Annotated in this window: 23 protein-coding genes and 1 tRNA gene; 14 read left to right on the top strand and 10 right to left on the bottom strand. The window is 44.9% G+C overall.

Features of this window, described 5'->3' with window-relative positions; translation table 11 throughout:
* Nucleotides 1-10: 10 nt before the first annotated feature.
* A complete protein-coding gene (gene trpC / locus C2758_RS00745; protein ID WP_215328459.1) occupies nt 11-814 on the top strand; it encodes an indole-3-glycerol phosphate synthase TrpC in 804 nt (267 codons plus the stop codon).
* Here trpC and C2758_RS00740 read toward each other — a convergent pair.
* The gene (locus C2758_RS00740; protein WP_215328458.1) at nt 811-1,365 is read right to left on the bottom strand and encodes a hypothetical protein; all 555 of its coding nucleotides are present in this window, start codon (nt 1,363-1,365) and stop codon (nt 811-813) included. The genes trpC and C2758_RS00740 overlap by 4 nt on opposite strands.
* A gap of 110 nt (nt 1,366-1,475) precedes the next feature.
* Between C2758_RS00740 and C2758_RS00735 the strand changes: the two genes are divergently transcribed.
* Nucleotides 1,476-1,826 (top strand): hypothetical protein, encoded by a 351-nt coding sequence (locus tag C2758_RS00735; RefSeq protein ID WP_215328457.1) that lies wholly within the window; start codon nt 1,476-1,478, stop codon nt 1,824-1,826.
* A 64-nt stretch (nt 1,827-1,890) separates the two neighbouring features.
* Here the strand turns inward: C2758_RS00735 and ychF are convergent, their stop codons facing one another.
* Entirely contained in the window at nt 1,891-2,985 is a 1,095-nt protein-coding gene (ychF, locus tag C2758_RS00730; protein WP_215328456.1) for a redox-regulated ATPase YchF, read from the bottom strand.
* Nucleotides 2,986-3,024: 39 nt separating this feature from the next.
* Between ychF and C2758_RS00725 the strand changes: the two genes are divergently transcribed.
* Genes C2758_RS00725 through C2758_RS00710 form a run of 4 tightly spaced genes read left to right on the top strand, consistent with a single transcriptional unit; the run spans nt 3,025 to nt 7,581 of the window.
* Entirely contained in the window at nt 3,025-4,299 is a 1,275-nt protein-coding gene (locus C2758_RS00725) for an FAD-dependent monooxygenase (protein WP_215328455.1), read from the top strand.
* Nucleotides 4,292-5,008 (top strand): DsbC family protein, encoded by a 717-nt coding sequence (locus tag C2758_RS00720; RefSeq protein WP_251369211.1) that lies wholly within the window; start codon nt 4,292-4,294, stop codon nt 5,006-5,008. The genes C2758_RS00725 and C2758_RS00720 overlap by 8 nt, the downstream gene beginning before the upstream one ends.
* Nucleotides 5,009-5,020: 12 nt before the next feature.
* Nucleotides 5,021-6,805 (top strand): M61 family metallopeptidase, encoded by a 1,785-nt coding sequence (locus tag C2758_RS00715; protein ID WP_215328452.1) that lies wholly within the window; start codon nt 5,021-5,023, stop codon nt 6,803-6,805.
* Nucleotides 6,805-7,581, top strand: coding sequence for a uracil-DNA glycosylase (locus C2758_RS00710; RefSeq protein WP_215328451.1), 777 nt, complete (start codon nt 6,805-6,807; stop codon nt 7,579-7,581). Before C2758_RS00715 ends, C2758_RS00710 begins: the two co-directional genes overlap by 1 nt.
* On the opposite strand, the gene C2758_RS00705 is transcribed toward C2758_RS00710, so the two are convergent.
* Nucleotides 7,578-7,835, bottom strand: coding sequence for a hypothetical protein (locus C2758_RS00705; protein ID WP_215328449.1), 258 nt, complete (start codon nt 7,833-7,835; stop codon nt 7,578-7,580). The two genes, C2758_RS00710 and C2758_RS00705, sit on opposite strands and share 4 nt — an antisense overlap.
* 42 nt (nt 7,836-7,877) lie before the next feature.
* Here C2758_RS00705 and hemA point away from each other — a divergent pair, with 42 nt between their 5' ends.
* The 6 genes from hemA to C2758_RS00675 all read left to right on the top strand — a co-directional run bounded on the left by hemA (nt 7,878) and on the right by C2758_RS00675 (nt 14,173).
* Nucleotides 7,878-9,194, top strand: a complete 1,317-nt coding sequence (gene hemA / locus C2758_RS00700; protein ID WP_215328447.1) for a glutamyl-tRNA reductase — start codon at nt 7,878-7,880, stop codon at nt 9,192-9,194.
* Entirely contained in the window at nt 9,195-10,274 is a 1,080-nt protein-coding gene (prfA, locus tag C2758_RS00695) for a peptide chain release factor 1 (protein ID WP_215328445.1), read from the top strand.
* Between the two features lie 12 nt (nt 10,275-10,286).
* Nucleotides 10,287-11,135: a peptide chain release factor N(5)-glutamine methyltransferase gene (prmC, locus tag C2758_RS00690; RefSeq protein WP_215328443.1), complete on the top strand. Its 849-nt coding sequence runs from the start codon at nt 10,287-10,289 to the stop codon at nt 11,133-11,135.
* Nucleotides 11,136-11,238: 103 nt separating this feature from the next.
* Complete coding sequence (gene grxD / locus C2758_RS00685; protein ID WP_215329982.1) at nt 11,239-11,547, top strand: Grx4 family monothiol glutaredoxin; 309 nt, start codon at nt 11,239-11,241, stop codon at nt 11,545-11,547.
* Between the two features lie 28 nt (nt 11,548-11,575).
* The gene (rmuC, locus tag C2758_RS00680) at nt 11,576-12,850 is read left to right on the top strand and encodes a DNA recombination protein RmuC (protein ID WP_215328442.1); all 1,275 of its coding nucleotides are present in this window, start codon (nt 11,576-11,578) and stop codon (nt 12,848-12,850) included.
* A 3-nt stretch (nt 12,851-12,853) separates the two neighbouring features.
* Nucleotides 12,854-14,173, top strand: a complete 1,320-nt coding sequence (locus C2758_RS00675; RefSeq protein ID WP_215328440.1) for an MFS transporter — start codon at nt 12,854-12,856, stop codon at nt 14,171-14,173.
* A gap of 76 nt (nt 14,174-14,249) precedes the next feature.
* On the opposite strand, the gene C2758_RS00670 is transcribed toward C2758_RS00675, so the two are convergent.
* The 6 genes from C2758_RS00670 to petA all read right to left on the bottom strand — a co-directional run bounded on the left by C2758_RS00670 (nt 14,250) and on the right by petA (nt 18,283).
* Nucleotides 14,250-14,325, bottom strand: a tRNA-Thr gene (locus C2758_RS00670).
* 18 nt (nt 14,326-14,343) lie between these two features.
* Complete coding sequence (locus tag C2758_RS00665; RefSeq protein WP_215328438.1) at nt 14,344-14,745, bottom strand: ClpXP protease specificity-enhancing factor; 402 nt, start codon at nt 14,743-14,745, stop codon at nt 14,344-14,346.
* Between the two features lie 31 nt (nt 14,746-14,776).
* On the bottom strand, nt 14,777-15,388 hold the full coding sequence (locus C2758_RS00660) for a glutathione S-transferase N-terminal domain-containing protein (RefSeq protein ID WP_215328436.1): 612 nt from the start codon (nt 15,386-15,388) through the stop codon (nt 14,777-14,779).
* Nucleotides 15,389-15,466: 78 nt separating this feature from the next.
* Nucleotides 15,467-16,240 carry a cytochrome c1 gene (locus tag C2758_RS00655; RefSeq protein ID WP_215328435.1) on the bottom strand — a complete coding sequence of 258 codons (774 nt, stop codon included), beginning with the start codon at nt 16,238-16,240 and terminating at the stop codon, nt 15,467-15,469.
* 29 nt (nt 16,241-16,269) lie between these two features.
* Nucleotides 16,270-17,670, bottom strand: a complete 1,401-nt coding sequence (locus C2758_RS00650; RefSeq protein WP_215328434.1) for a cytochrome bc complex cytochrome b subunit — start codon at nt 17,668-17,670, stop codon at nt 16,270-16,272.
* A 10-nt stretch (nt 17,671-17,680) separates the two neighbouring features.
* Complete coding sequence (gene petA / locus C2758_RS00645; protein WP_046329429.1) at nt 17,681-18,283, bottom strand: ubiquinol-cytochrome c reductase iron-sulfur subunit; 603 nt, start codon at nt 18,281-18,283, stop codon at nt 17,681-17,683.
* Nucleotides 18,284-18,419: 136 nt separating this feature from the next.
* Here petA and mscL point away from each other — a divergent pair, with 136 nt between their 5' ends.
* On the top strand, nt 18,420-18,842 hold the full coding sequence (mscL, locus tag C2758_RS00640) for a large conductance mechanosensitive channel protein MscL (RefSeq protein WP_215328433.1): 423 nt from the start codon (nt 18,420-18,422) through the stop codon (nt 18,840-18,842).
* Nucleotides 18,843-18,912: 70 nt separating this feature from the next.
* Nucleotides 18,913-21,102: a tetratricopeptide repeat protein gene (locus C2758_RS00635; protein WP_215328431.1), complete on the top strand. Its 2,190-nt coding sequence runs from the start codon at nt 18,913-18,915 to the stop codon at nt 21,100-21,102.
* A gap of 146 nt (nt 21,103-21,248) precedes the next feature.
* Here C2758_RS00635 and C2758_RS00630 read toward each other — a convergent pair whose 3' ends face one another.
* The gene (locus C2758_RS00630; protein WP_215328430.1) at nt 21,249-22,427 is read right to left on the bottom strand and encodes a porin; all 1,179 of its coding nucleotides are present in this window, start codon (nt 22,425-22,427) and stop codon (nt 21,249-21,251) included.
* Nucleotides 22,428-22,553 lie beyond the last annotated feature (126 nt).

Raw genomic sequence — 22,553 nt, 5'->3', positions numbered from 1 at the left:
TAAGATCTTCATGAGCGATATCCTCGACAAAATAGTTGCTACCAAGAAAATAGAGATCGCTGCCGATTTGAAAAAAATCTCTTTAGCTAATCAGCGCGATCAGGCCGAAGAAAATAATCGTAATGTACTGTTAAAGCCGCGAGGCTTTATTCAATCTATTGAGCGAAAGATTTCAACAGGCAAAGCCGGTGTGATTACCGAGATTAAGAAAGCTAGCCCTAGCAAAGGAATCTTGCGAGAGAATTTTCAGCCAGCTGAGATTGCTCAATCCTATGAAAAAAACGGAGCGGCCTGTTTGTCTGTCCTTACAGACAAAGATTATTTTCAGGGGGCTAATGCTTATCTTCAGGCTGCAAGGGCTGCCTGCAATATTCCAGTCTTACGCAAAGACTTTACGATCGACCACTATCAAGTCTACGAAGCAAGAGCAATCGGTGCTGATGCTATTTTGCTGATTGTGGCTTGCTTAGAGCTCAATCAAATGAAGGAGCTAGAAGCTTGTGCTTATGAACTCGGTCTCGATGTCCTCGTTGAGGTGCATAACGCGCCTGAATTAGAACAAGCGCTTGAATTAAAAACGCCTTTGCTTGGAATCAATAATCGCAACCTGAAGACTTTTGAAGTGACCCTTCAAACAACCCTGTCCTTGCTGTCAATGGTTCCCGCTGGCAAAACCCTGGTTACCGAATCTGGAATCATGAATCGTGCCGATGTGCAATTGATGCGTGATCATCAGATCAATGCATTCTTAGTGGGTGAAGCCTTTATGAAGGCGGATGATCCAGGGGCTGCTTTGAGCCAGCTATTTAATTAATTAGCTTTAGAGGGCTTCATTAGGTCCAAGCCAAACTTAACAAGCCCGATCAGTATTACTGCCCCGAGCACGTCGCCAATCACCATGACTAGAAAATGATTGAGAGTTCCAGCCTCATCAATACCTCGAACTGCGAACCACCATTGGTGTAAGCCTGAACTTAGGGCAGCGTAAATCACAATGCAAATTGCCAGTTTCTGTAAGCTCAGGTTACTTAAATCAGATGAGATACTGATATTGCTCACAACAAAGAGTTTTGCTAAATAGGGTGCAAAGCCAGATATCAAGCCGATACCAATATAGGTAGTAAGCTCGAATGGAAATTGCCCAAAAAAACAGATTACAAATGAAGCAATGGCAATGCCCACGGCACCAGATAAACCAAAGATGAGCGTCAAAAATAAACGTAAGCCGGCTGGAAGATAAATCCAATTAACACCAAGACCATAGCTAAGGTGCGTTGTAAGCCAATCGTTGATATAAAAAAGGATTGAGTAAGCAAGCGCGCTCACGATTAACCCAAGCATCCATTCGCGACTTGTTTTATCCATTATTGCCAGTATGGTTGATTCTATGGGCACATACAAGTTGCAGACAAGATTAATAGGTCTACAATGGTATTAACCCTAAGGCTAACTACAAATACTTAACGCACCAAACAATGTCCACCACTAAATCTTCTTGCTATGTTCGTTTTCTAAATTTGATTGATGCTCTTGATCGAATGAACCCTGGTAAGAAACTCGACTCCATTGAAGAGAGTCTTCTGGACAAAATCATTCTGAGCTTTCATGCTAATCAATCTCTATTGGTTGGGGATTTAATTTCGATGTCTGAGTTTGGCTCTCAAGCCACGCTGCACGGACGCCTGAAGAATCTCAGCGCCATGGGTTACATCAAGATGGCAGCCAATGAAGATGGGCGTAAAAAAGAAGTAGTGCCCACTAAGGTCGCCATCAAGCGCTATGAAGAAATTTCTAAGTGCCTAGAAAAGGCTGTCAAAGCAGGTTGATTTAGACTCCCAAGAAAGCAAAAAAGCCCTTACATATAAGGGCTTTTTCTTCGAAGATGGTGCTTTAGACGTTAAAGAGGAAATTTAAGACATCACCATCTTTAACGACATACTCCTTACCTTCGGCACGCATCTTGCCAGCTTCTTTGGCACCAGGCTCACCCTTGAATTGAACAAAGTCTTCATATGCAATAGTTTGTGCACGAATAAAGCCACGCTCAAAGTCTGTATGAATAACGCCTGCAGCTTGAGGCGCTGTGTCACCTTGATGAATAGTCCAAGCGCGAACCTCTTTAACGCCAGCAGTAAAGTAGGTCTGTAGCCCCAATAACTTATAACCTGCACGAATCACGCGATCTAATCCAGACTCTTCCATACCTAGATCAGCAAGAAATTCCACTTTATCGGCATCATCCAAATCAGCAATCTCAGCCTCAATTGCGGCACATACCGCCACTACTGGTGCGCCCTCTTTGGCCGCATGCTGAATCACCGCCTCTAAATACGGATTGTTTTCAAAACCGTCTTCTTTGACGTTAGCGATATACATTGCCGGCTTTGCTGTGATTAAGCAGAGTGGCTTTAAGAGCAAGTTTTCTTCTTCGGTCAGCTTCATACTGCGTACTGGCTGGGCTTGATCTAAGTGAGCCTGCACTTTGGTGAGCACAGCTACTAAAGCTGCAGCCTCTTTGTCATTGCCTGACTTAGCCGCTTTGCTTGATCGCTGTAGCGTTTTTTCAACAGTCGTTAAGTCAGATAAGGCTAACTCGGTATCAATCACCACAATATCGGAGATCGGATCGATCTTGCCAGCTACGTGAATCACGTTAGCGTCCTCGAAACAGCGCACCACATGGGTAATGGCGTCAGTTTCACGAATATTGGCTAAAAATTGATTCCCTAGACCTTCACCTTTGGAGGCGCCCGCTACCAATCCCGCAATATCGACAAATTCGACAGCTGCAGGCAGGATACGCTCAGGCTTCACAATCTCAGCCAAAGCGGCAAGACGGGGGTCAGGAACCTCGACCACACCTACATTGGGCTCGATCGTGCAGAAAGGATAGTTTTCCGCCGCGATTCCAGCCTTGGTAAGCGCGTTAAAGAGGGTAGATTTGCCGACGTTAGGCAGGCCGACGATGCCACATTTCAAAGACATGGTCGTATTGTAAAGGGCTAGTTTCGATATCATCGAGATATGTCAGAAGTTCATGCAAATACCTCGGCCAAAATGCCCAAAAATACCTCTCAAATACGGACTGTAGATATTGCTGTAGTCGGCGGAGGCATAGTGGGAAAGGCTTGCGCCTTAGGTCTAGCGCAACTTGGACTACATACGGTTCAGATTGCCCCCGACTTAGGGCAAGTGATTTCTGCCCCCGAAGGCAGTCAATGGGGCCAACGTATTTATGCTTTTTCTCCCGGCACCCAAAAATTATTGGCCCATCTACAGGTTTGGGATGCGGTTGATCACAGTCGTATGCAAGCGGTTCGGGATATGCGAATTTTCGGCGATCGCGGCGAAAAGCAGGATCAGCTGCATCTATCCGCTTTTGAGGCAGGCGTTCCCCAGCTAGCCTGGATTGGCGAATCGAATGTAATCGAGCACACCCTAGATCAAGCCTCACGCTTCCAAAGCAAATTGGAGCGCATGAATGGCGCAGTCGAAAACATACAAATCCTTACTGATGGGGTTCTTCTCCATCTGAAAGATGGTTCAAGCTTGAGAGCCCAGCTCCTGATTGCGGCTGATGGTGCTAATTCACCTATCCGCTCAGAGCTAGGGATTCCTGCAAAAGAGGAAAGCTACTCACAAAATGCCGTAGTAGCCAATTGGATTTGCAGTAACGCTCATCTAGAAACTGCTTATCAATGGTTTTTGCCAGGCGGCGATATTGTGGCGATGTTACCGCTACCAAATAAACAAGTGTCAATGGTGTGGTCAACCTCACCAGAAAATGCCGAGGATCTTTTAAAACTCGATTTTTCAGGGTGGGCTGAAAAGTTTTCCTCGATTGCTAATGGCGCAATCGCCGCTCAACTTGGAGAGCTCACGCTCAATTCAGCGCCAGCGACTTTTCCTCTTAGAAAAATTCAGGCGAGTCGTTTTATCGGCCCAGCAGAAAATCCTAAGGTAGTTCTGATTGGGGATGCTGCTCATGTCATACATCCACTAGCAGGACAAGGCTTAAATTTAGGTCTCAGAGATGTTGCATCACTACTTCATGTATTGGGTAAACGAGAATCTTTTCGACCACCCAATGACGTAGTGCTTCTGCGGCGCTATGAGCGCCAACGTCAAGGCGATACCAGCGCATTACTCTGGGTGACAGACAAACTTAAAAAACTTTTCTCAGCGAGTAGTAACACTGAAAAGCAATTACGTAACTGGGGGCTGGGTATGGTCAACCGCAGTCACTTCATTAAACGGCGCCTTATTGAACGCGCTCTCGGGGATGCTGATTTTGAATAAATTATTTTCTACTATCGCTTTAGCTTGCTCTCTTACTGTCTTGGCGGGAATAGTCAACGCGCAATCCGAGCAGCAAGTTCGATCTGAGCTCCAAAAGAAGATTGGCCCAAATACCAAAATCAAAAGTGTTTCTCAATCGCCCATCTCCGGCATATACGAAGTGTTAGTTGGAAATGACGTGTTTTATACCGATGCGAATAGTAAGTATTTAATCCAGGGTGAAATCATAGAGATTGCTACCGGAAAAAATATTACCGAGCAAAAACAGGCAGACCTCAATCGCATCAAATGGTCTGAACTCAATCCATCAAATGCTTTAAAAGTAGTACGCGGTAATGGCAGTCGACAGTTGGCCATTTTTTCTGATCCGAATTGCGGCTACTGCAAGCGTTTAGATAAATCCCTGCAGCAACTAGATAACGTGACGGTCTATACCTACCTTATTCCGATTCTGTCAGCTGACTCTGCGCAAAAGTCGAAACAAATTTGGTGCTCTGCTGATCCCCAGAAAGCCTACATTGATTGGATGATCAATGGCATTGCCCCCAGCGGTAAAAGCGACTGCACCACGCCCTTAGATAAAAATATGGCCTTTGCCAAAACTTATGGCATCACAGGTACACCCACTATTTTCTTTGCTGATGGCAGTCGCTTTCCTGGCGCAGTTCAAATCACCGATATTGAAAAGAAATTTAGCAGTCTGAAGTAATAGCCCAAACTGATGAACAAACTCAATACTTCTGAACTACCTGTAATCCAGTACACCATTTGGTCTGCGGATTTGCACTCTCACCGCTTTCATGTGAAGTTACACATTGAGAATCCCTCGCCCAACGGTCAGATTTTACAAATGCCTGCCTGGATTCCAGGAAGCTATTTAATACGTGATTTCAGCAAACAAATTGAAACGATCGAAGCGTTTGCTCTTGACCAGCCGAATGAAGCGCTGGTCTTAGAGCGAATCGACAACGATCAGTGGCGCTTACCCAAGGTGGCTGGTGCAGTAGAAATTCTCACAACGGTATATGCATTTGATTCTTCAGTACGAGCCGCCTATCTAGATACTGAGCGTGCTTTTATCAACCCAAGCAGTTTATGTTTAGCAGTCAAGGGGCAGGAGTCTTCACCCTGTGCAGTAGTCTTGGTTCCTCCTAAAGATACTTGCGCGAACTCCTGGACTGTTCAAACGGGCTTACAACAAGCTAAAGTAGATGATCAAGGTTACGGCTTTTATCTCGCCAAAAATTATGATGATCTCTTAGATCATCCGATTGCGATGGGTGAATTTCAGATTGCACATTGGCAATCGAATGGCGTGTCACATGCCATGGCCATTCAGGGTTGTATTCATGAAGTTGATCTTGAACGTTTAGCAACAGATCTTCAGGCGATCTGCACCTGCACTATTAATCTCTTTGAACCAAAAACTAAGCAAGCACCTTTCCAAAATTATTTATTTTTGGTCAATGCGGTCCTTTCTGGATATGGTGGACTAGAGCATCGCAACAGTACCGCTCTTCTGTGCCGTCGCGATCAAATTCCCCAAATACATTCCCCGCTTGATGAGGCATCCTATCTTGAGTTTCTAGGCCTTTGTAGCCATGAATACTTCCATGCTTGGTTAGTTAAACGTATTCAACCAAAAGCCTTTCAACCCTATCAACTTGATCGCAGAAACCATACTCGTTTACTGTGGTTATTTGAAGGCTTTACGAGTTACTACGATGACTTGCAATTATTTCGCAGTAAACGTATTGATCTAAAAACCTACCTTCAGTTAGTTGCTAATAATTGGAATGGTATTTTGCGTGGCCCAGGAAGATTGAAGCAAAGTCTTGCAGATAGCTCTTTTGACGCTTGGACCAAGTACTACCAAGCCGATGAGAATACGCCGAATGCAGTCGTGAGTTATTACGGCAAGGGTGCTTTACTCGCCCTAGGTTTAGACCTCAAGATTCGTGCATTTACAAGCAACCGTCAATCCTTAGATGATTTAATGCGCCTCATTTGGCAAACCCATGGAGTCACGCTTGATGGAATAGCTGAAGATGGTTTAGATAATTTAATGCGAACACTTCTGGGTGCAGGATTTAATACAACTTGGAATGAATTTAAGTCTGGTTATATCTTTGGCATTGAGGATATTCCAATTCAAAAATGGATTGATTCCAAATTTATTACAGTTAAACCAAAAAAATATTCCAAACTAGAGCAAATAAAACTGCAATTTGGTATGCGCCATAGTGATAACAATGGCTGGCTAAAGGTAACGCATGTACTTGATGGCGGAGCTGCACAATTAGCAGGTCTAGCTGCTGGAGATCTTCTGGCAAGCATTAATGGTGAGCGCATTACTTCTGCCCGCTGGGATAAGGTGTTATCTAGCTTGATCACAGGAAAAATCATTCAGATTTGCTTTTACCGAGATGACTTAGAACACGAGTGCATGACCGTTCTTGCGGATGATCAAATTCCAGCCCAGTTCACACTTACTCCAGTTGAGTAATGCATTCATTTTCTGCGGCTGATATTCCAGAAGATTGGCGCGCCCTGCTCGGAGATTATTTTGAATCCCCTGAGTGGCAAACACTACAGACCAATCTGAGAGTCGAGCTCAATAAAGAGGTCGAGGAGATTTGCCCAAAGCCACAAAATTTCTTTAAAGCACTTACGCTGACTCCACTTAATCAGGTGAAGGTAGTCATCTTGGGGCAAGATCCGTATCACTCTCCTGGGCTAGCCCAGGGCTTGGCTTTTTCTATTCCGAGCAATATTCCAACAAATTCTCGTCAATTTCCGAGCTCCTTACGTAATATCAGCAAGGCGCTGGCACTGGAAGGTTTTGGCACTCTTCCCAACGGTGATCTGCACACTTGGGCGGAGCAAGGCGTCCTACTTCTCAATACCGCTCTCAGCGTCCAATTGGGTGAAGCAGGCAGTCACGCCAACCTGGGCTGGAAACCTCTCATTGATCGACTGATAAGCGCCTTAGCGCAGCAAAAGCCCAATTTGGCTTGGATGCTGTGGGGTGGCCATGCCCAATCTAAGCTCCCGCTGATTGAGGCAGCACCAGATCAATTGATTCTGCAATCCTCCCACCCTTCTGGGCTGGGGGTCTATAAAACAGATCGGCCCTTTCTAGAGCCTGGTGCAAAGGCAAGTTGTAGGCACTTCACTAAAGCCAATGAGTGGCTCGAGAAGCATCACAAGAACCCTATTTGCTGGGTCAACTCCAAGAAGTCCACACCCAGCGCCACACCCCAAGCTACGCTATTTAACTAACGATTAGCTACTGCATTGAGGTAGCCAGCAAAACCTGCTGCCACTAAGGCGCTGAGCCATTCGAGCATCTGACCCGCCTGAAATAAGCCTGCAAATTGCCCTACATAAGAGCTAGCTAGGGCAGCAATACTGCCAACCAAGACTGCCATAAGGAATTTCTGAATCTTGGGCTTAGATTGACGTTTTCCTGGGTAAAAAACCAAGGCAAAAACGCCAGTTAAGCCACCGATCACCAGAAAAGCTAAAAACCCCATTGCTACCCCCTTGTTGCTGACATCAAATCTATAATCACCATTATGAAGTTGTTGACACTCGGCATCAATCATCACACAGCGCCGGTCGCCATTCGGGAAAAAGTAGCCTTTGACCCTGAATTTCTTCAAGAAGCGTTGCACGATCTTCGCCAACATCTTGTTGGTGCGAATCAGGCCGGCCTGCCGGAGGCCACAATTCTGTCTACCTGCAATCGAACTGAGCTCTACTGCGCTGCTAACGATGCAGATGCAGCGAGCCTGTTGCATGAAGCTACTTTTGATTGGTTAGCCAAAACCCAACAACTTGCTCCAAGTAGTTTAGAGCCTCACATTTATTCACTACCGCAATCTGATGCGGTACGTCATGCTTTTAGAGTTGCCTGTGGATTAGATTCTATGGTGATCGGCGAAACCCAAATCTTGGGTCAGATGAAAGATGCTGTGCGTACTGCAAATGATGCAGGCGTCCTTGGCACTTATCTCAATCAACTCTTTCAGAAAACCTTTGCAGTCGCAAAAGAAGTTCGCGGCTCTACAGAAATTGGTGCTCACTCAATCTCGATGGCAGCCGCATCAGTTCGATTGGCTGAACGCATTTTTGAAAGTATTACTGATCAACGCGTTCTATTTATTGGCGCTGGCGACATGATCACACTATGCGCCACCCATTTCGTGGCACGTAAGCCTAAAGCAGTGGCAATTTCTAATCGCACGATTGAGCGCGGGCAAGAATTAGCAGATTCGATTTCTATTCAAGATGTTGAGGCAGAATCATTCAAGCTCTCAGATCTGCCAAGTCGATTACATGAATTTGACATCATCATTTCAAGTACAGCATCATCACTGCCGATTATCGGATTAGGAATGGTAGAGAGTGCTTTGAAGCAACGTCGTCGTAAACCCATGGTTATGATTGATCTAGCGGTTCCCCGCGACTTTGAGCCAGAGATTAGCCGCTTAAATGACATCTACTTATATACAGTTGATGATTTAGGCGTGATGATTCAGACGGGTACTTCCTTACGTCAAGCAGCAGTGAGTCAGGCTGAAGCGATCATTGAAGATCGTGTTGGTAATTTCATGCACTGGATGCAAGGTCGCAAGACTGTGCCACTCATTCAGGATATTCAGCAACAAGGTGAGCATCTCAGGCAGCTTGAACTGGATCGTGCCATGAAACGATTGATGCGTGGTGATGATCCCCAAGAGGTTCTCAATGCAATGGCGCAAGGCTTAACTAATAAGTTCTTGCATGGCTCATTGCATGCTTTACAACATTCCAATGGCGCTGAGCGTGACGCCCTGATTAAGTTGCTTCCCAAATTATTCGCCTCGCACTCCAAGCTAGAAGAGCATTAGATGAAGCCCAGCATGCGGGCTAAGCTAGAACACCTAGACACGCGCTTAGCCGAACTCAATTCTTTATTAACTACCGAAGAGTCCACCAAGGATATGGACAACTATCGGAAACTCACACGTGAGCATTCTGATATTGCGACGGTAGTGGAGCAATTTGGCTTATATAAACAAGCTGAGGCTGATGCTCAGGCTGCAGAAGAGATGCGCAAGGATCCTGATATGAAGGACTTTGCTGATGAAGAGCAGAAACAATCTCAAGCCACTATGGAAGAGCTTGAGGGTGTACTTCAAAAACTACTTCTACCCAAAGATGTCAACGACGAACGCAATGTCTTCTTAGAAATTCGGGCGGGTACAGGCGGTGATGAGAGTGCACTTTTTGCTAGCGACCTACTCCGAATGTATACGCGCTTTGCAGAACGTCAGGGCTGGAAAGTAGAAGTGGTGAATGCTGCCGAATCTGATCTTGGTGGCTATAAAGAAGTTGTTCTGCGCTTAGTAGGTCAGTCTGTCTATTCACGCCTCAAATTTGAGTCTGGTGGTCACCGCGTGCAACGTGTTCCCCAAACAGAAACTCAGGGACGTATTCATACTTCGGCTTGCACAGTGGCAGTGATGCCGGAAGCAGATGAATTAGAAGCAGTCAAAATTAATCCAGCTGAATTACGCATCGATACTTTTAGAGCTTCAGGTGCTGGTGGTCAGCACATTAATAAAACGGATTCCGCTGTACGTATTACGCACTTGCCGACCGGAACTGTGGTTGAGTGCCAGGACGATCGCAGTCAACATCGTAACCGTGAACAAGCGATGAAAGTTCTAGTCTCTCGCATCATGGATGCCCGTGAACGTGAAAAACATCAACTAGAAGCTCAGACCAGAAAGTCTTTAGTTGGCACTGGTGATCGTAGTGATCGCATTCGGACTTATAACTTTCCGCAAGGTCGTATTACTGATCACCGCATCAATCTCACGCTTTATAAGATCGATGCCATGATGGATGGCGATATAGACGATCTGTGCAATGCACTTGCGTCTGAGCATCAGGCGGAGCTTCTTGCGGCACTTGGCGATAATTAACCCCACCCCAAGATGAGTGCCTACCCGCCTTTATGCGAATGCATTAGTAACTGCGCATTGCCAGCGAATGAAACGCGGATATTACTAGCCCACATCTTAGAGAAGCACTACCAACTCCCACGCTCTGCCCTGCTATCTCGTGACGATATGAGTTTGAGTGAGCAAGCTTTTGGGGAATGGGAAAGACTGGTTTCCAGAAGAATGAATGGCGAGCCCATTGCCTATATCTTGGGTAAAAAGGGCTTTCACAATATTGAGTTAGAGGTGGGCCCTGGGGTACTTATCCCCCGCCCAGAAACTGAGCTCCTCGTAGAGATTGCCCTTACTGAAATTGCCAAGCTCAATCAGCACATAAAAGTATTAGATCTAGGCACTGGCTCTGGTGCTATTGCACTTTCAATCGCAAGCGCCATGCCACTGGCATCGCTGATTGCAACAGATCAATCAACCGAGGCTCTGGCTATTGCCAAACAAAATGCACAATCTCTGAACCTGTTAGATCAAGTCCAGTTTTTTCAAGGTAGTTGGTATGCGGCCTTGACCGAACTCAGCCAATTTGATGTGATTGTGAGTAATCCGCCCTATATCGCCCATCAAGACCCCCACCTCACTCAAGGAGATCTCCGCTTTGAGCCTGAATCTGCCCTAACCGATTACGCCAGCGGCTTAAGCTGCCTAGAAATCATTATTGCTGGGGCTGATCCACACCTGAAACCTGGTGGCTTGATTGCTGTAGAGCATGGCTTTGATCAATCTGATGCCGTGATGGGGCTTATGAAAGTAGCGGGTTTAATAGATGTGCAGGCACACCTGGATTTGGCAGGTCACTGCCGAGCAGCTTCTGGACGAAAAAGGCTCTAAAACCGACCAAGGGAATTAACCCTTTTCTTCAGATAGCCTTAAAATTACCTCATTATTAGCAGTACATCATCATCTTTAAATGGCATCAATTCAGGAAAAAATTATGGATACTCAAGCAAAAATTCAAGAAATCGTTACAAGCCATCCCGTTGTGCTGTTCATGAAGGGCAATGCCCAGTTTCCGCAATGCGGCTTTTCCGGAAACGCGATCAATATTTTGCGCGCAAGTGGTGTAGAGACTCTTCATACTGTTAATGTTCTGGAAGATGATGCAATTCGCCAGGGTATTAAGGAATTTGCTAACTGGCCAACTATTCCTCAGCTCTACATCAATGGTGAATTCATTGGTGGTTCAGACATCATGACTGAAATGTTCGAAAGCGGTGAGTTGAAAAAGCTTGTGCAAGGCTAATTACACAAAATCTGCATAGCTCCTATTTGTGACTTTTGACTTAAGCTCTCTTTTACTGTTTGGCCTGCCATTCGGTTTATGCGCAGGCCTTTTGGTCTATGCGCTCAATTTACGCTCAGCCCTTACTAGAGTTGAGCAACAAAATCAAAATGATGCTGCGCTTGCTGCCAGCTTGCGAGTAGAGCGTGATCAGGCATTACAGAATGCTATTCGACTTGAGGCAGCACTAGACTCCGAGCGTAAACAGGGCTTAGGCAGAATTGAATCCCTTAATGAAGCTAAAGAGGCGCTGACGAGCCAATTCAAAAATCTCGCTAATGAAATTTTGGAAGATAAGTCTAAGCGCTTTACCGAACAAAACGTTGCTAGTTTAGATGCTCTTCTAAAGCCGCTACAAACTAAGCTTTCGGAATTTAAAGAGCAGGTAAATACTTCCTACGGTAACGAGGCACGTGAGCGTTTTGCCCTCAAGAGCGAGATCGAGCGTCTAGCCAATCTGAATTTACGCATGTCAGATGAGACACGTTCGCTGACCCAAGCGCTGAAGGGCGACTCTAAGGTACAAGGTAATTGGGGTGAACTGGTTTTAGAGTCCATCCTAGAGTCTTCAGGTCTAAGAAAAGGTGAAGAATATCTAGTTCAGGATAGCCATACGCAAACTGATGGCTCACGTCTTCAGCCTGACGTAGTAGTTAAGCTGCCAGAGGGTAGAAGCTTAGTGGTTGATAGCAAGGTTTCTATTACGGCGTATTCACGCCATGCTGAGGCAACCGATCCTGCTATTTCAGAACAAGAGTTGGCGGCACATATTCAGTCTCTTCGACAACATATTCAAGGACTCTCGAGCAAGAACTACAGCTCCTTATACGGCATTGGCTCACTAGACTTTGTATTGATGTTTGTGCCCATTGAACCTGCATTTCTGCTGGCCCTAAAGACTGCGCCTAATTTGTATCAAGAGGCACTAGCCAAAAATATTGTGCTGGTATGTCCAAGTACCTTGATGGCTACGCTGAGAACCGTTGCCCATCTCTGGCGCCAGGATCATCAAAACCGTAATGCTCTCGAAATTGCAAAACAATGCGGCATGCTGTACGACAAGTTTGTTGGCTTTGTTGACGATCTTGAAAAACTTGGTCAACGTTTAGATCAAGCCCAAACAAGTTATCACGATGCCTTTAGTAAACTCAAGTCTGGCAAGGGCAATCTGATTCGTACTGCGGAAAAAGTCCGTGAGCTTGGTGTTAAGCCTAGTAAAAATTTATCCGCACCCTTAATTGAATCGTCAACTGACTTTGAATAAAAATTGACTGCTACACACGCATCAGAAACACAATCCCCATCACGTTCCTATAGAAAAGTAGCTATTGCAGCCTGCTTTGGAACCTTTCTAGAGTGGTATGACTTTCTTACTTTTGCCACTCTTGCGGTGGTCTTTGGCCCCCTCTTCTTTCCCTCCAGCGATCCTAGTACAGCCCTCTTAGCCAGCTTGGCAACCTTTGGTGTTGGCATGGTGGTGAGGCCCATTGGAGCAGCGATATTTGGCAGTATTGGCGATCGTATTGGGCGACGCCCCGTCTTCATAATCACCATCTCCCTCATGGGGATTGCTACAGTCTGCGTTGGCTTTTTACCGACCTATGCTCAGGTTGGAATCTGGGCACCTATTCTGTTGGTCAGCCTCAGACTGCTTCAAGGTCTCTCGGCAGGAGGAGAAATTGGCGGTAGCGCCGTCTATCTCACTGAGCATGCAGGTGACTCTAATCGAGGCTTTAAGACTAGCTTTTTGCAGCTCATGGGACCACTTGGCATCTTGGTATCTACGCTCCAAATTGCCTTGCTACAAACCTATCTTACCCAAGAAGAATTTCTATCCTGGGGCTGGCGTGTGCCGTTTTGGGTTTCGCTGATTCTGCTGTTGATTGCATTTAAGGCCCGCATGGCTCTGGAAGAGACACCGATCTATTTGCAGCTTAGTAAAACAGAGGCTCAGTCTAAAAGCCCTTTGCGTGACAATCTAAAAGATCCAGAAACCAGAAAGCGAATGTTTCTACTTTTCTTCTGCATCTCGGCTGGCGGTGCAGTATTGTTTTTCTGCGTTCAGGTTTACACCGCAATCTTTCTTAAAACCACCGTAAAGCTTGCACCCCAACTGGTTGACCAGTTAAGCGTCTTTGCAACAGTTTCACTATTGCCATTGACCGTATTCGCAGGATGGCTCTCAGACAAGATTGGCAGAAAGCCTGTCGTTGTCAGCGGCCTCATATTAGGTGCCACACTAATACTGCCGGCGTTTTATTTACTGCAAAGTAATAGTGGATCTATCTTATTGATAGCAGGTGTCTTGGTTGGCCTATCAGCAATACTAGCGCTTGTAGTAGGTCCACAAACAGCCCTACTTGCAGAGCTATTTCCAGCTAAAACTAGAAATAGCGCAGCCACCCTTCCACACAATCTAGCGGCTGGGTGGATCGGGGGCCTACTCCCCTTAACTGTTACTTGGCTTAACCAACAATGGGCAAGCAATGTTGCGGGACTCTGGTATCCAACTGTTTTCTTGGCTAGCGGTGCAATCGTGGCAATTCTGTACTTACCAGAAACTAGAAGAGCGAACTTACTCAATTAGGTAGCTTGCAGCGCACTTGAATATTGCCCCCACAATTGAAAAAACCTAAGTTCGTGAGAACTTAGGTTTTGAATTTTGGTGCCCCTTGTCCGACTCGAACAGACCACCTACTGATTACAAATCAGTTGCTCTACCAGATGAGCTAAAGGGGCAACGGAAGATATTTTAACCTATTTCACAATCGTCAAGGAAGGCCTGCTGGCTTTTGGCTTTTCAGCATTCTCGGGGGCGCCTTCTTTGACTCTGCCGGCCTGACTGGCATCAAAGGGAAAGGACATTCCCTGGCCATTTTCTCGTGCATATATTGCTAAAACATGGCTTACAGGAACCATAATTTTTCTTGGGACTCCGCCAAATCTTGCCTGGAAACTAATCCAGTCATTATCCAAATTTAACTGATGGCAGGCCTCTAGGGAAAGATTTAAAACAATTTCATCTTTCTTCACAAACTCCATAGGCACTTCAACACTAGAGTCCACAAAGACTGCCATGAAAGGCGTAAAACCAAAATCCGTGCACCACTGATGTAGGGCACGGATTAGGTAGGGTTTATTGCTTGGAATATCAGACATGCTTATTCTGCCGGCCTGAGTAATGAGCCGCTTAGCGACGCATTACCTTTTCTGATGGAGTCAATGCCTCAATGTAAGCAGGTCTGCTGAAAATACGCTCGGCGTACTTCAAGAGAGGTGCTGCATTGCGTGAGAGGTCAATGCCGTAATGCTCCAAACGCCACAATAAAGGAGCGATTGCTACATCCAGCATAGAAAACTCTTCACCCAGCATATACTTATTTTTCACAAAAATAGGTGCAAGCTGAGTTAAGCGATCACGAATCGCTAAACGCGCTTTTTCATGAGACTTCTCAGCTGCTTTACCTTTTTCATTCTCTAAGGATGCAACGTGTACGAACAACTCTTTTTCAAAATTGAAGAGGAAGAGGCGTGCGCGTGCGCGTGCAACAGGATCAGGCGGCATCAATTGTGGATGAGGAAAGCGCTCATCAATATATTCATTAATGATATTTGACTCATACAAAATCAAGTCACGCTCTACCAAGATTGGAACTTGGCCATAAGGGTTCATAACCGAGATGTCTTCTGGCTTGTTAAACAAGTCCACATCACGGATTTCAAAGTCCATGCCTTTTTCAAAAAGCACCAGACGGCAGCGTTGCGAGAATGGGCAATTTGTGCCCGAGTACAACACCATCATAAATTTATTTCCTTAAATATCTACTTCAATACAACAAACGCACAAACAACTGCGACTTTAACTCTTAAAAACCTTGGCTTAGTGAATGTCTTTCCAGTAAGCCTTATTTAAACGCGAAGCTACCAGCGTGAAAATTGCCAAGAAAATTAATACGATCACACCCAAACGCTTACGCTCGAGTTGCACCGGCTCAGCCATCCATGACATGAAGGCAACTAGGTCGGCAATGTTGTCGTCGTACTCTTGTGACTTCATTGTTCCTGGAGTTAACTGCTCAAATCCAACAAACTTTTTCTCTACACGGCTTGCATCGTGTGGATCTGGGCGCTCTTCAAACTTTGCAGCGCGCTCACCTTGCAACTGCCACAGAACATGCGGCATACCAACGTTCGGATACACCAAGTTATTCCACCCAGTTTGAGTAGTGTCGTCTTTGTAGAAAGTACGGAAGTAGGTGTAGAGCCAGTCGGTACCGCGTGCACGTGCCTCAACAGATAAATCTGGCGGAGTCTTACCAAAGTAAGCCTTTCCATCTTTAGATGACATTGAAATAGTCATCAAATCACCCACTTTAGCGTCAGTCAAAATCAAGTTATCTTTGATTTCTTGATCTGTCAGACCAATATCACGCATACGGTTGTAACGTACGCTTGTAGCGGAGTGACAGTTCAAGCAATAGTTCACAAATATCTTGGCACCGTTTTGCAAAGAAGCATTATTGCTAACGCGATTTGGTGCAGTCTCCAATGGGAAGCCGCCCTCACTTGCATGTGCAGCTAAACCAAAACCAAGGGCGGTAATCAATATAGTTGCCTGACAGAAGCCCATCACAGTGTGCAAAATTCGTTTCATACTAGTTCCTAATTTCTCGGGTGTCTGAATTAATGGGGCTTAAAAGTAACGCGAGTTGGAACTTGCTTGAACGTACCAAGCTTGCTCCAGAACGGCATCGCCAAGAAGAAGCCCAGATAATAAATAGTGCAAATCTGAGAAATCTTTTCGTACAAAGGTGAAGGTGGCTCGATACCCAAGTAACCCAAAACCACAAAGGTCACGATGAAGGTTCCATAAATGTATTTATGGAATTGGGGGCGATAACGAATCGATTTCACTGGAGAGTGATCTAACCAAGGCAAGAAGAACAGGATCACAACAGAACCACCCATGATCACAACACCCCAAAACTTTGCGTCAAGCGCATAGAAACTAGCAGCCAAAACTATTGCAATGATTGCGCAAGCGCCTTTTACTTTGATGCTCTTAGACTGTAGAGCAAACATTCCTAAAATTACTGCCAAGAAAATCCACAACGGTAGTAGGAAGTTTGTCGTAGTAGCACGCAACATCGAATAGAACGGTGTGAAGTACCAAACTGGCGCAATATGCGTTGGCGTGACAAACGGGTTTGCTGGAATGAAGTTATTCGCTTCCAAGAAATAACCACCCATCTCTGGCGCAAAGAAAACGATCGAAGCAAAGATGATTAAGAAGCCGCCCAAATACATAATGTCATGAACACTATAAAAAGGATGGAAAGGAATTCCATCTAAAGGAATCCCTTTTTCATCAACCGTATTTTTGATCTCAATTCCATCTGGGTTATTTGAGCCCACTTCATGCAATGCCAGAATGTGTGCCGCAACTAATCCAATTAATACTAATGGAATAGCAATCACGTGGAATGCGAAGAAGCGATTGAGTGTTGCATCACCAACTACATAGTCGCCACGTAGCCACAGGGATAGGTCTGGGCCAATCAATGGGATCGCAGAGAATAAGTTCACGATCACTTGCGCGCCCCAATAGGACATCTGACCCCATGGGAGTAGGTAACCAAAGAATGCCTCACCCATTAAGGCCAAGAAAATCGCGCACCCGAAGATCCAAATGAGTTCACGTGGCTTGCGATAGGAGCCGTAGATCAAACCACGGAACATATGCATATAGACCACTACGAAGAACATCGAAGCTCCGGTGGAATGCATATACCGAATGACCCAACCGAAGGGCACTTCGCGCATGATATATTCAACAGACTCAAATGCCTTGGCTGCATCTGGCTTGTAGTTCATGGTCAAGAAAATACCGGTAATGATCTGAATCGCTAAAACTACAATCGCTAGCGCACCAAAAATATAGAAGAAGTTCAGGTTTTTAGGGGCGTAGTACTCGCTCATATGACGCTTGAAGGCTTCAGTGACAGGTAGACGCGAATCAACCCAAGCCATCATCTTCACTGCTGCAGATGCGTTTGCGGGGACTTCTTTTTCGTGAAATGCCATTTATTTCTCCTTAGGCCTTCTTATCTTCACCGACCAGAATTTTGGTGTCGCTCAAATACATGTGCGGCGGCACTTCCATATTGTCTGGGGCTGGTTTGTTCTTAAATACACGGCCGGCCATATCAAAGGTTGAGCCATGACATGGGCAGAGGAAACCACCCTGCCATGTATTTGGCAAAGAAGGTTGAGCGCCTGCTTCAAACTTAGGCGTAGGGGAGCACCCTAAATGGGTGCAAATACCAACCACAACCATGTATTCAGGCTTAATTGAGCGCCATTGATTCTGGGCATAAGGAGGGGTAAATTGAGCTGGATCCCTTAAAGAATCAGGGTCTGCGAGCTCTGCATCAATCTTGGAAAGCTCGGCAACTTGCTCAGGAGTACGGCGTACCACCCAAACTGGCTTACCGCGCCACTCAACCATACGCATTTCATCAGGCTGCATACCAGAGATATCGATCTCAACAGCAGCTCCAGCTGCTTTAGCGCGCTCAGAAGGCTGAAAACTGTCCACAAAAGGGTAAAGGGCCGCGGCTGCACCAACACCACCGACCGCGGAAGTAGCGATCAACCAATTACGGCGATCCTTATCCATACTGGGCTTGTCACTCATTTACAAAATTCCTCGAAAAGAGCATTTATAGGTAAAAATACTTAAATGTGAGATTTTAAAGTAAAAATGGAGGGTGCATCAAAGTTATGGGGTTAATTTTGAGTTAATCCCGATCCAAGCAAAATGAAAGGCATTTATGGCTGTTTTAAAAGAATTTCGCGACTTTGCGGTCAAGGGCAATGTAATTGATTTAGCGGTTGGGGTGATCATTGGCGGGGCTTTTGGGAAGATTGTGGACTCTCTAGTCAATGACATCGTGATGCCTGTGATTTCTACCCTTTTGGGTGGCCATATCGACTTTACCAACCTATTTTTAGTCTTGGGCAACATGCCCCCGGGTGCTCCTAGGACCTTTGACGCCCTTAAAAAGGCCGGAGTACCTCTTTTCGCCTATGGCAACTTCATCACCATCTCCATTAACTTCATCCTTCTGGCTTTTGTGATCTTCCAAATGGTGAAAATTGTCAACAGAGTACGCACTATTGATGCGACACCAGCTCCACCTACACCCGAATATATAGTACTTCTTAGAGAAATCCGCGATAGTTTAAAAAAATAACTTCTCTTAGTATTTTTTAGAATTCATATTCATTTGAATGTATTGAAGAGGGGAACTTACGACTGAGGCAATGAATACTTCGAACCCTGCACTTCAATTAATGCTTCAAAAATCTATGCAAGCCTTTACTAATTGTAAGCCTGATCTTGCAGAATCAATCTTAAAAGGAGCATTACAAGACGACATCAATAGTGCTGATATTATTTTTGAGTTGGGCATAGCTTATGCAAACTCTGGCAAATTTATTGAGGCATTAACTATCCTCGACTCTTTGCAGATTTATAAAAATGCAGATGCGAGAATTCCCTATAACCTAGGCCTCATTTACTCGTTACGGGGTAATCACATACTTGCAATAGAGGCTTATGAATCGGCCCTCAAAATTCAGCCCGACTTTGTTGAGGCCCTTATTAATAAGGGCTCAACTTATATCGATATTAAAAAATTTTCCTTAGCTATAGAAGTCCTAGAAAAAGCAATTCAAATTAGGGCCGATATTCCAGAGGCTTGGTGTAATTTAGGTATTGCGCTAAATCATTTGAATTTTCAACAGGAGTCACTCGGCGCATATCACGACGCAATTAAGCTCAATCCCAACTATCACGAGGCATGGTCGAATATGAGCGTGCCCCTTAATAAATTAAAAAGGTTCCTTGAGGCTTCCCAGGCATGCGATCATGCCCTCAGCTTAAAGCTTGACTATGCTGAAGCCTGGTCCAACAAAGGGAATGCCTTAAGCGAACTGAGGCGTTATGACGAGGCCATCGCTCATTTTGAAAAAGCTCTGAGCTTAAAGCCTGACTATGCTGAAGCCTGGTCCAACAAAGGGAATGCCTTAAGCGAACTGAGGCGTTATAACGAGGCCATCGCTCATTTTGAAAAAGCTCTGAGCTTAAGGCCTGATATTGATTGGCTACCTGGATTTTTAATTCACACAAAGATGAAGATATGCTCTTGGTCAGATCTAGCAGAATCTCTAAACAACATATCCACAAGAGTGATGGCATCTGAGAAAGTTGCAAATCCTTTTTTGCTACTTGCTTTAAATGACGATACCTTGATGCATAAAAGATCTTCTGAAATCTATATTCAGTCAACGCATCCATTAAACCCAGTACTAGGCCCAATTATTAAGCACCCAAAAAATCATAAGATCAAATTGGGTTACTTTTCAGCAGATTTTCATAATCATGCTACAGGGCATTTGATGGCGGAGCTTTTTGAGCTGCATGATAAAAATCAATTCGAGTTGACTGCTTTCTCATTTGGTCCTTTGACAAGCGATGAGATGCGCCAAAGACTAAGAAACTCATTCGACCAGTTTATTGAAGTTGGTGACAAGACAGATATTGAAATAGCTAAATTAAGTAGAGACTTAAATATCGACATCGCTATTGATTTAAAAGGTTTTACCGAAGACTCTAGAGCTGGTATCTTTTCTTATCGAGCTGCGCCAATTCAGGCAAACTATCTTGGCTATCCTGGAACTATGGGGGCTGAATACATTGACTACATCATTGGCGACCAAACCGTAATTCCCCCTGAGTTGCAAAACTCATACACTGAAAAAGTTGTCTATTTGCCCGGAAGTTATCAAGTGAATGATAGGAAGAGGGTCATTTCGAATCACAAATTTACAAAGCACGAGCTGGGCTTACCAGAACAGGGCTTTGTCTTTTGTTGTTTTAATAATAATTACAAGATATTACCCGATACCTTTGCTTCCTGGATGAGAATATTACACTCAGTGGAGGGTAGCATTCTGTGGCTATTTCAAGATAATCCTTGGGCAGTTAAGAATCTTAAAAGAGAGGCCCTAAATTACGGAATTTCTGCAAACAGACTTGTTTTTGGCAAGGAGATGCCTCTAGCAGAGCATTTGGCTCGTCACCATCAGGCTGATTTGTTTCTTGATACATGGCCGTATAACGCACATACAACTGCAAGTGATGCACTGTGGACTGGATTACCAGTTCTGAGTTTGATTGGGGACTCCTTTGCCAGTCGAGTGGCTGCAAGTCTATTAAATGCAATTGGGTTAGCTGAGCTTATTACTTATAGCGAAAATGAATATGAAGCATTAGCAATAGAGCTGGCTATGAACCCTAAAAAACTTACGGCTATCAAATCTAAGCTGGTCAATAACCGCCAGACTACCCCACTATTTAATACCCCATGCTTTACTAAAAATCTTGAGGCTGCATTCATAAAGATGCATGGGGGATATCTAGCAGGATTTCAACCAGATCATATTAGCTAAAAAATATCGTCAACAACAACCTATATTTTGCAACCTAACTAGGCTCTAAAATATTTACATAAACAGATGATAAAAAAACTCACTGTGTTTCCACAGTGAGTTAGTCTGTTACAGCACTAATTTAACTAGCTTACGCTAGTATCAAATTAGAAAGTGTGACGTAGGCCAAGACCGTAGCTTGAGCCACCTTCAGAGGCAGTAACGCTTGAAGTAGATACTTGTGTTGAGCCGAAAATTGCATACATATTTGTACGCTTGCTCAACCAGTAATTAGCACCTAACTGATAGCCAGTAAAGTCTTGTGTAGCACGTGTTCCAGCAGTAACAATAGCTGCAGCGCTTCCAGCGGTAAATTGACCGTTACCAACAGAACCAAACGCCTCAATTGTTGGAGTTACAAATGAACGAACACCTACCTGCTGAGCAGCGCGGGTAACATAAGCATTTGAATCTAAGTTAGACGTGTACTTAGTGTTGATGTACTGAGCATAGGCTTTCAGGATACCGAAGTCGTAAGTTGCGCCAGCATAGGTAGTCATGGTGCCGATCGAAGTACCTAACTGGTTACCAATTACGCCGATAGCCGCTGAAGTTGGAGGCAATGCAGCTGCCGTGTTGGTAGTACCTGTGATTGTCTGCTGCTTTGATGAGTTAACAGCCAAATCAACGATCAACTTTTGCCAAACATAGTTGATGCCAAGACCCAAAGCTTCATTATTAGTTACTGCTTGTGTGGTACTTGGGTTGTTAGCGTTTGAGTTGTTATTGTTGTAGATACCATATGCTGAAAAACCAGCATAATTCTCAGTTTGCAATGTCAAGGCATTGTTGTAGCGTGTTGTGTAGGCTGTAGTTGTTTGACCGTTGCCGCTGCCACCACCTTGTGCATAGATTACGTTACCCAACATATTATTTTGCTGACCTGGATCTGTGCGGCCAACAGCCAAATGAACTGGGGTGTACTGAGTACCCAATGCTACAGCTCCAATGCCATTTTTCTTCAAACCAACAAATGTTTGACGGTTAGCCAAGCCAGTGTTTTTGTCACCGGACAAATCTACATCGGTAGGTACTAAAGCAAATTCAGCTGTGAAGAAAGCAGACATGCCTCCGCCTAAATCTTCAGTCCCTTTAAAACCTAAACGGGAAGTAGTTTCTGCACCTTCGCCGTTAAACTTAGTAACGTTTGTTTTAGCTGAACCAACACGTGTAGTCACGCCTTGGAAACCAACATCCAAAATACCGTAAACAGTCACCGATGACTGAGCTTGAGCTGCTGACGCAAATGCGCCGATTGCTGCAACTGCTAGTAGCGATTTTTTCATTCTTTAAATCTCCATAAATTGAAAGTAATGCCCAAATAAATTTGGGACCTGTGAATTTTGCTTGCATTGCCCTCCTAGGTTGGGGGTAAGGGTATTTAGCGGCTGTTTTTGCTTGTGGAAAGGCAG

The organism is Polynucleobacter sp. AP-Sving-400A-A2 (assembly GCF_018688155.1).
Lineage (GTDB): Bacteria > Pseudomonadota > Gammaproteobacteria > Burkholderiales > Burkholderiaceae > Polynucleobacter.
This window is presented reverse-complemented; position numbering and strand designations above follow the sequence as displayed.

Coding starts and splice junctions, on each gene's coding strand:
- C2758_RS00635 (WP_215328431.1), top strand. CDS start 18,913: ATGAATACTTCGAACCCTGCACTTCAATTAATGCTTCAAAAATCTATG.
- C2758_RS00665 (WP_215328438.1), bottom strand. CDS start 14,745: ATGTCTGATATTCCAAGCAATAAACCCTACCTAATCCGTGCCCTACAT.
- mscL (WP_215328433.1), top strand. CDS start 18,420: ATGGCTGTTTTAAAAGAATTTCGCGACTTTGCGGTCAAGGGCAATGTA.
- prfA (WP_215328445.1), top strand. CDS start 9,195: ATGAAGCCCAGCATGCGGGCTAAGCTAGAACACCTAGACACGCGCTTA.
- ychF (WP_215328456.1), bottom strand. CDS start 2,985: ATGTCTTTGAAATGTGGCATCGTCGGCCTGCCTAACGTCGGCAAATCT.
- C2758_RS00715 (WP_215328452.1), top strand. CDS start 5,021: ATGAACAAACTCAATACTTCTGAACTACCTGTAATCCAGTACACCATT.
- C2758_RS00655 (WP_215328435.1), bottom strand. CDS start 16,240: ATGAAACGAATTTTGCACACTGTGATGGGCTTCTGTCAGGCAACTATA.
- C2758_RS00725 (WP_215328455.1), top strand. CDS start 3,025: ATGTCAGAAGTTCATGCAAATACCTCGGCCAAAATGCCCAAAAATACC.
- C2758_RS00630 (WP_215328430.1), bottom strand. CDS start 22,427: ATGAAAAAATCGCTACTAGCAGTTGCAGCAATCGGCGCATTTGCGTCA.
- prmC (WP_215328443.1), top strand. CDS start 10,287: ATGAGTGCCTACCCGCCTTTATGCGAATGCATTAGTAACTGCGCATTG.
- grxD (WP_215329982.1), top strand. CDS start 11,239: ATGGATACTCAAGCAAAAATTCAAGAAATCGTTACAAGCCATCCCGTT.
- trpC (WP_215328459.1), top strand. CDS start 11: ATGAGCGATATCCTCGACAAAATAGTTGCTACCAAGAAAATAGAGATC.
- petA (WP_046329429.1), bottom strand. CDS start 18,283: ATGAGTGACAAGCCCAGTATGGATAAGGATCGCCGTAATTGGTTGATC.
- hemA (WP_215328447.1), top strand. CDS start 7,878: ATGAAGTTGTTGACACTCGGCATCAATCATCACACAGCGCCGGTCGCC.
- C2758_RS00740 (WP_215328458.1), bottom strand. CDS start 1,365: ATGGATAAAACAAGTCGCGAATGGATGCTTGGGTTAATCGTGAGCGCG.
- C2758_RS00660 (WP_215328436.1), bottom strand. CDS start 15,388: ATGATGGTGTTGTACTCGGGCACAAATTGCCCATTCTCGCAACGCTGC.
- C2758_RS00705 (WP_215328449.1), bottom strand. CDS start 7,835: ATGGGGTTTTTAGCTTTTCTGGTGATCGGTGGCTTAACTGGCGTTTTT.
- C2758_RS00735 (WP_215328457.1), top strand. CDS start 1,476: ATGTCCACCACTAAATCTTCTTGCTATGTTCGTTTTCTAAATTTGATT.
- C2758_RS00650 (WP_215328434.1), bottom strand. CDS start 17,670: ATGGCATTTCACGAAAAAGAAGTCCCCGCAAACGCATCTGCAGCAGTG.
- C2758_RS00710 (WP_215328451.1), top strand. CDS start 6,805: ATGCATTCATTTTCTGCGGCTGATATTCCAGAAGATTGGCGCGCCCTG.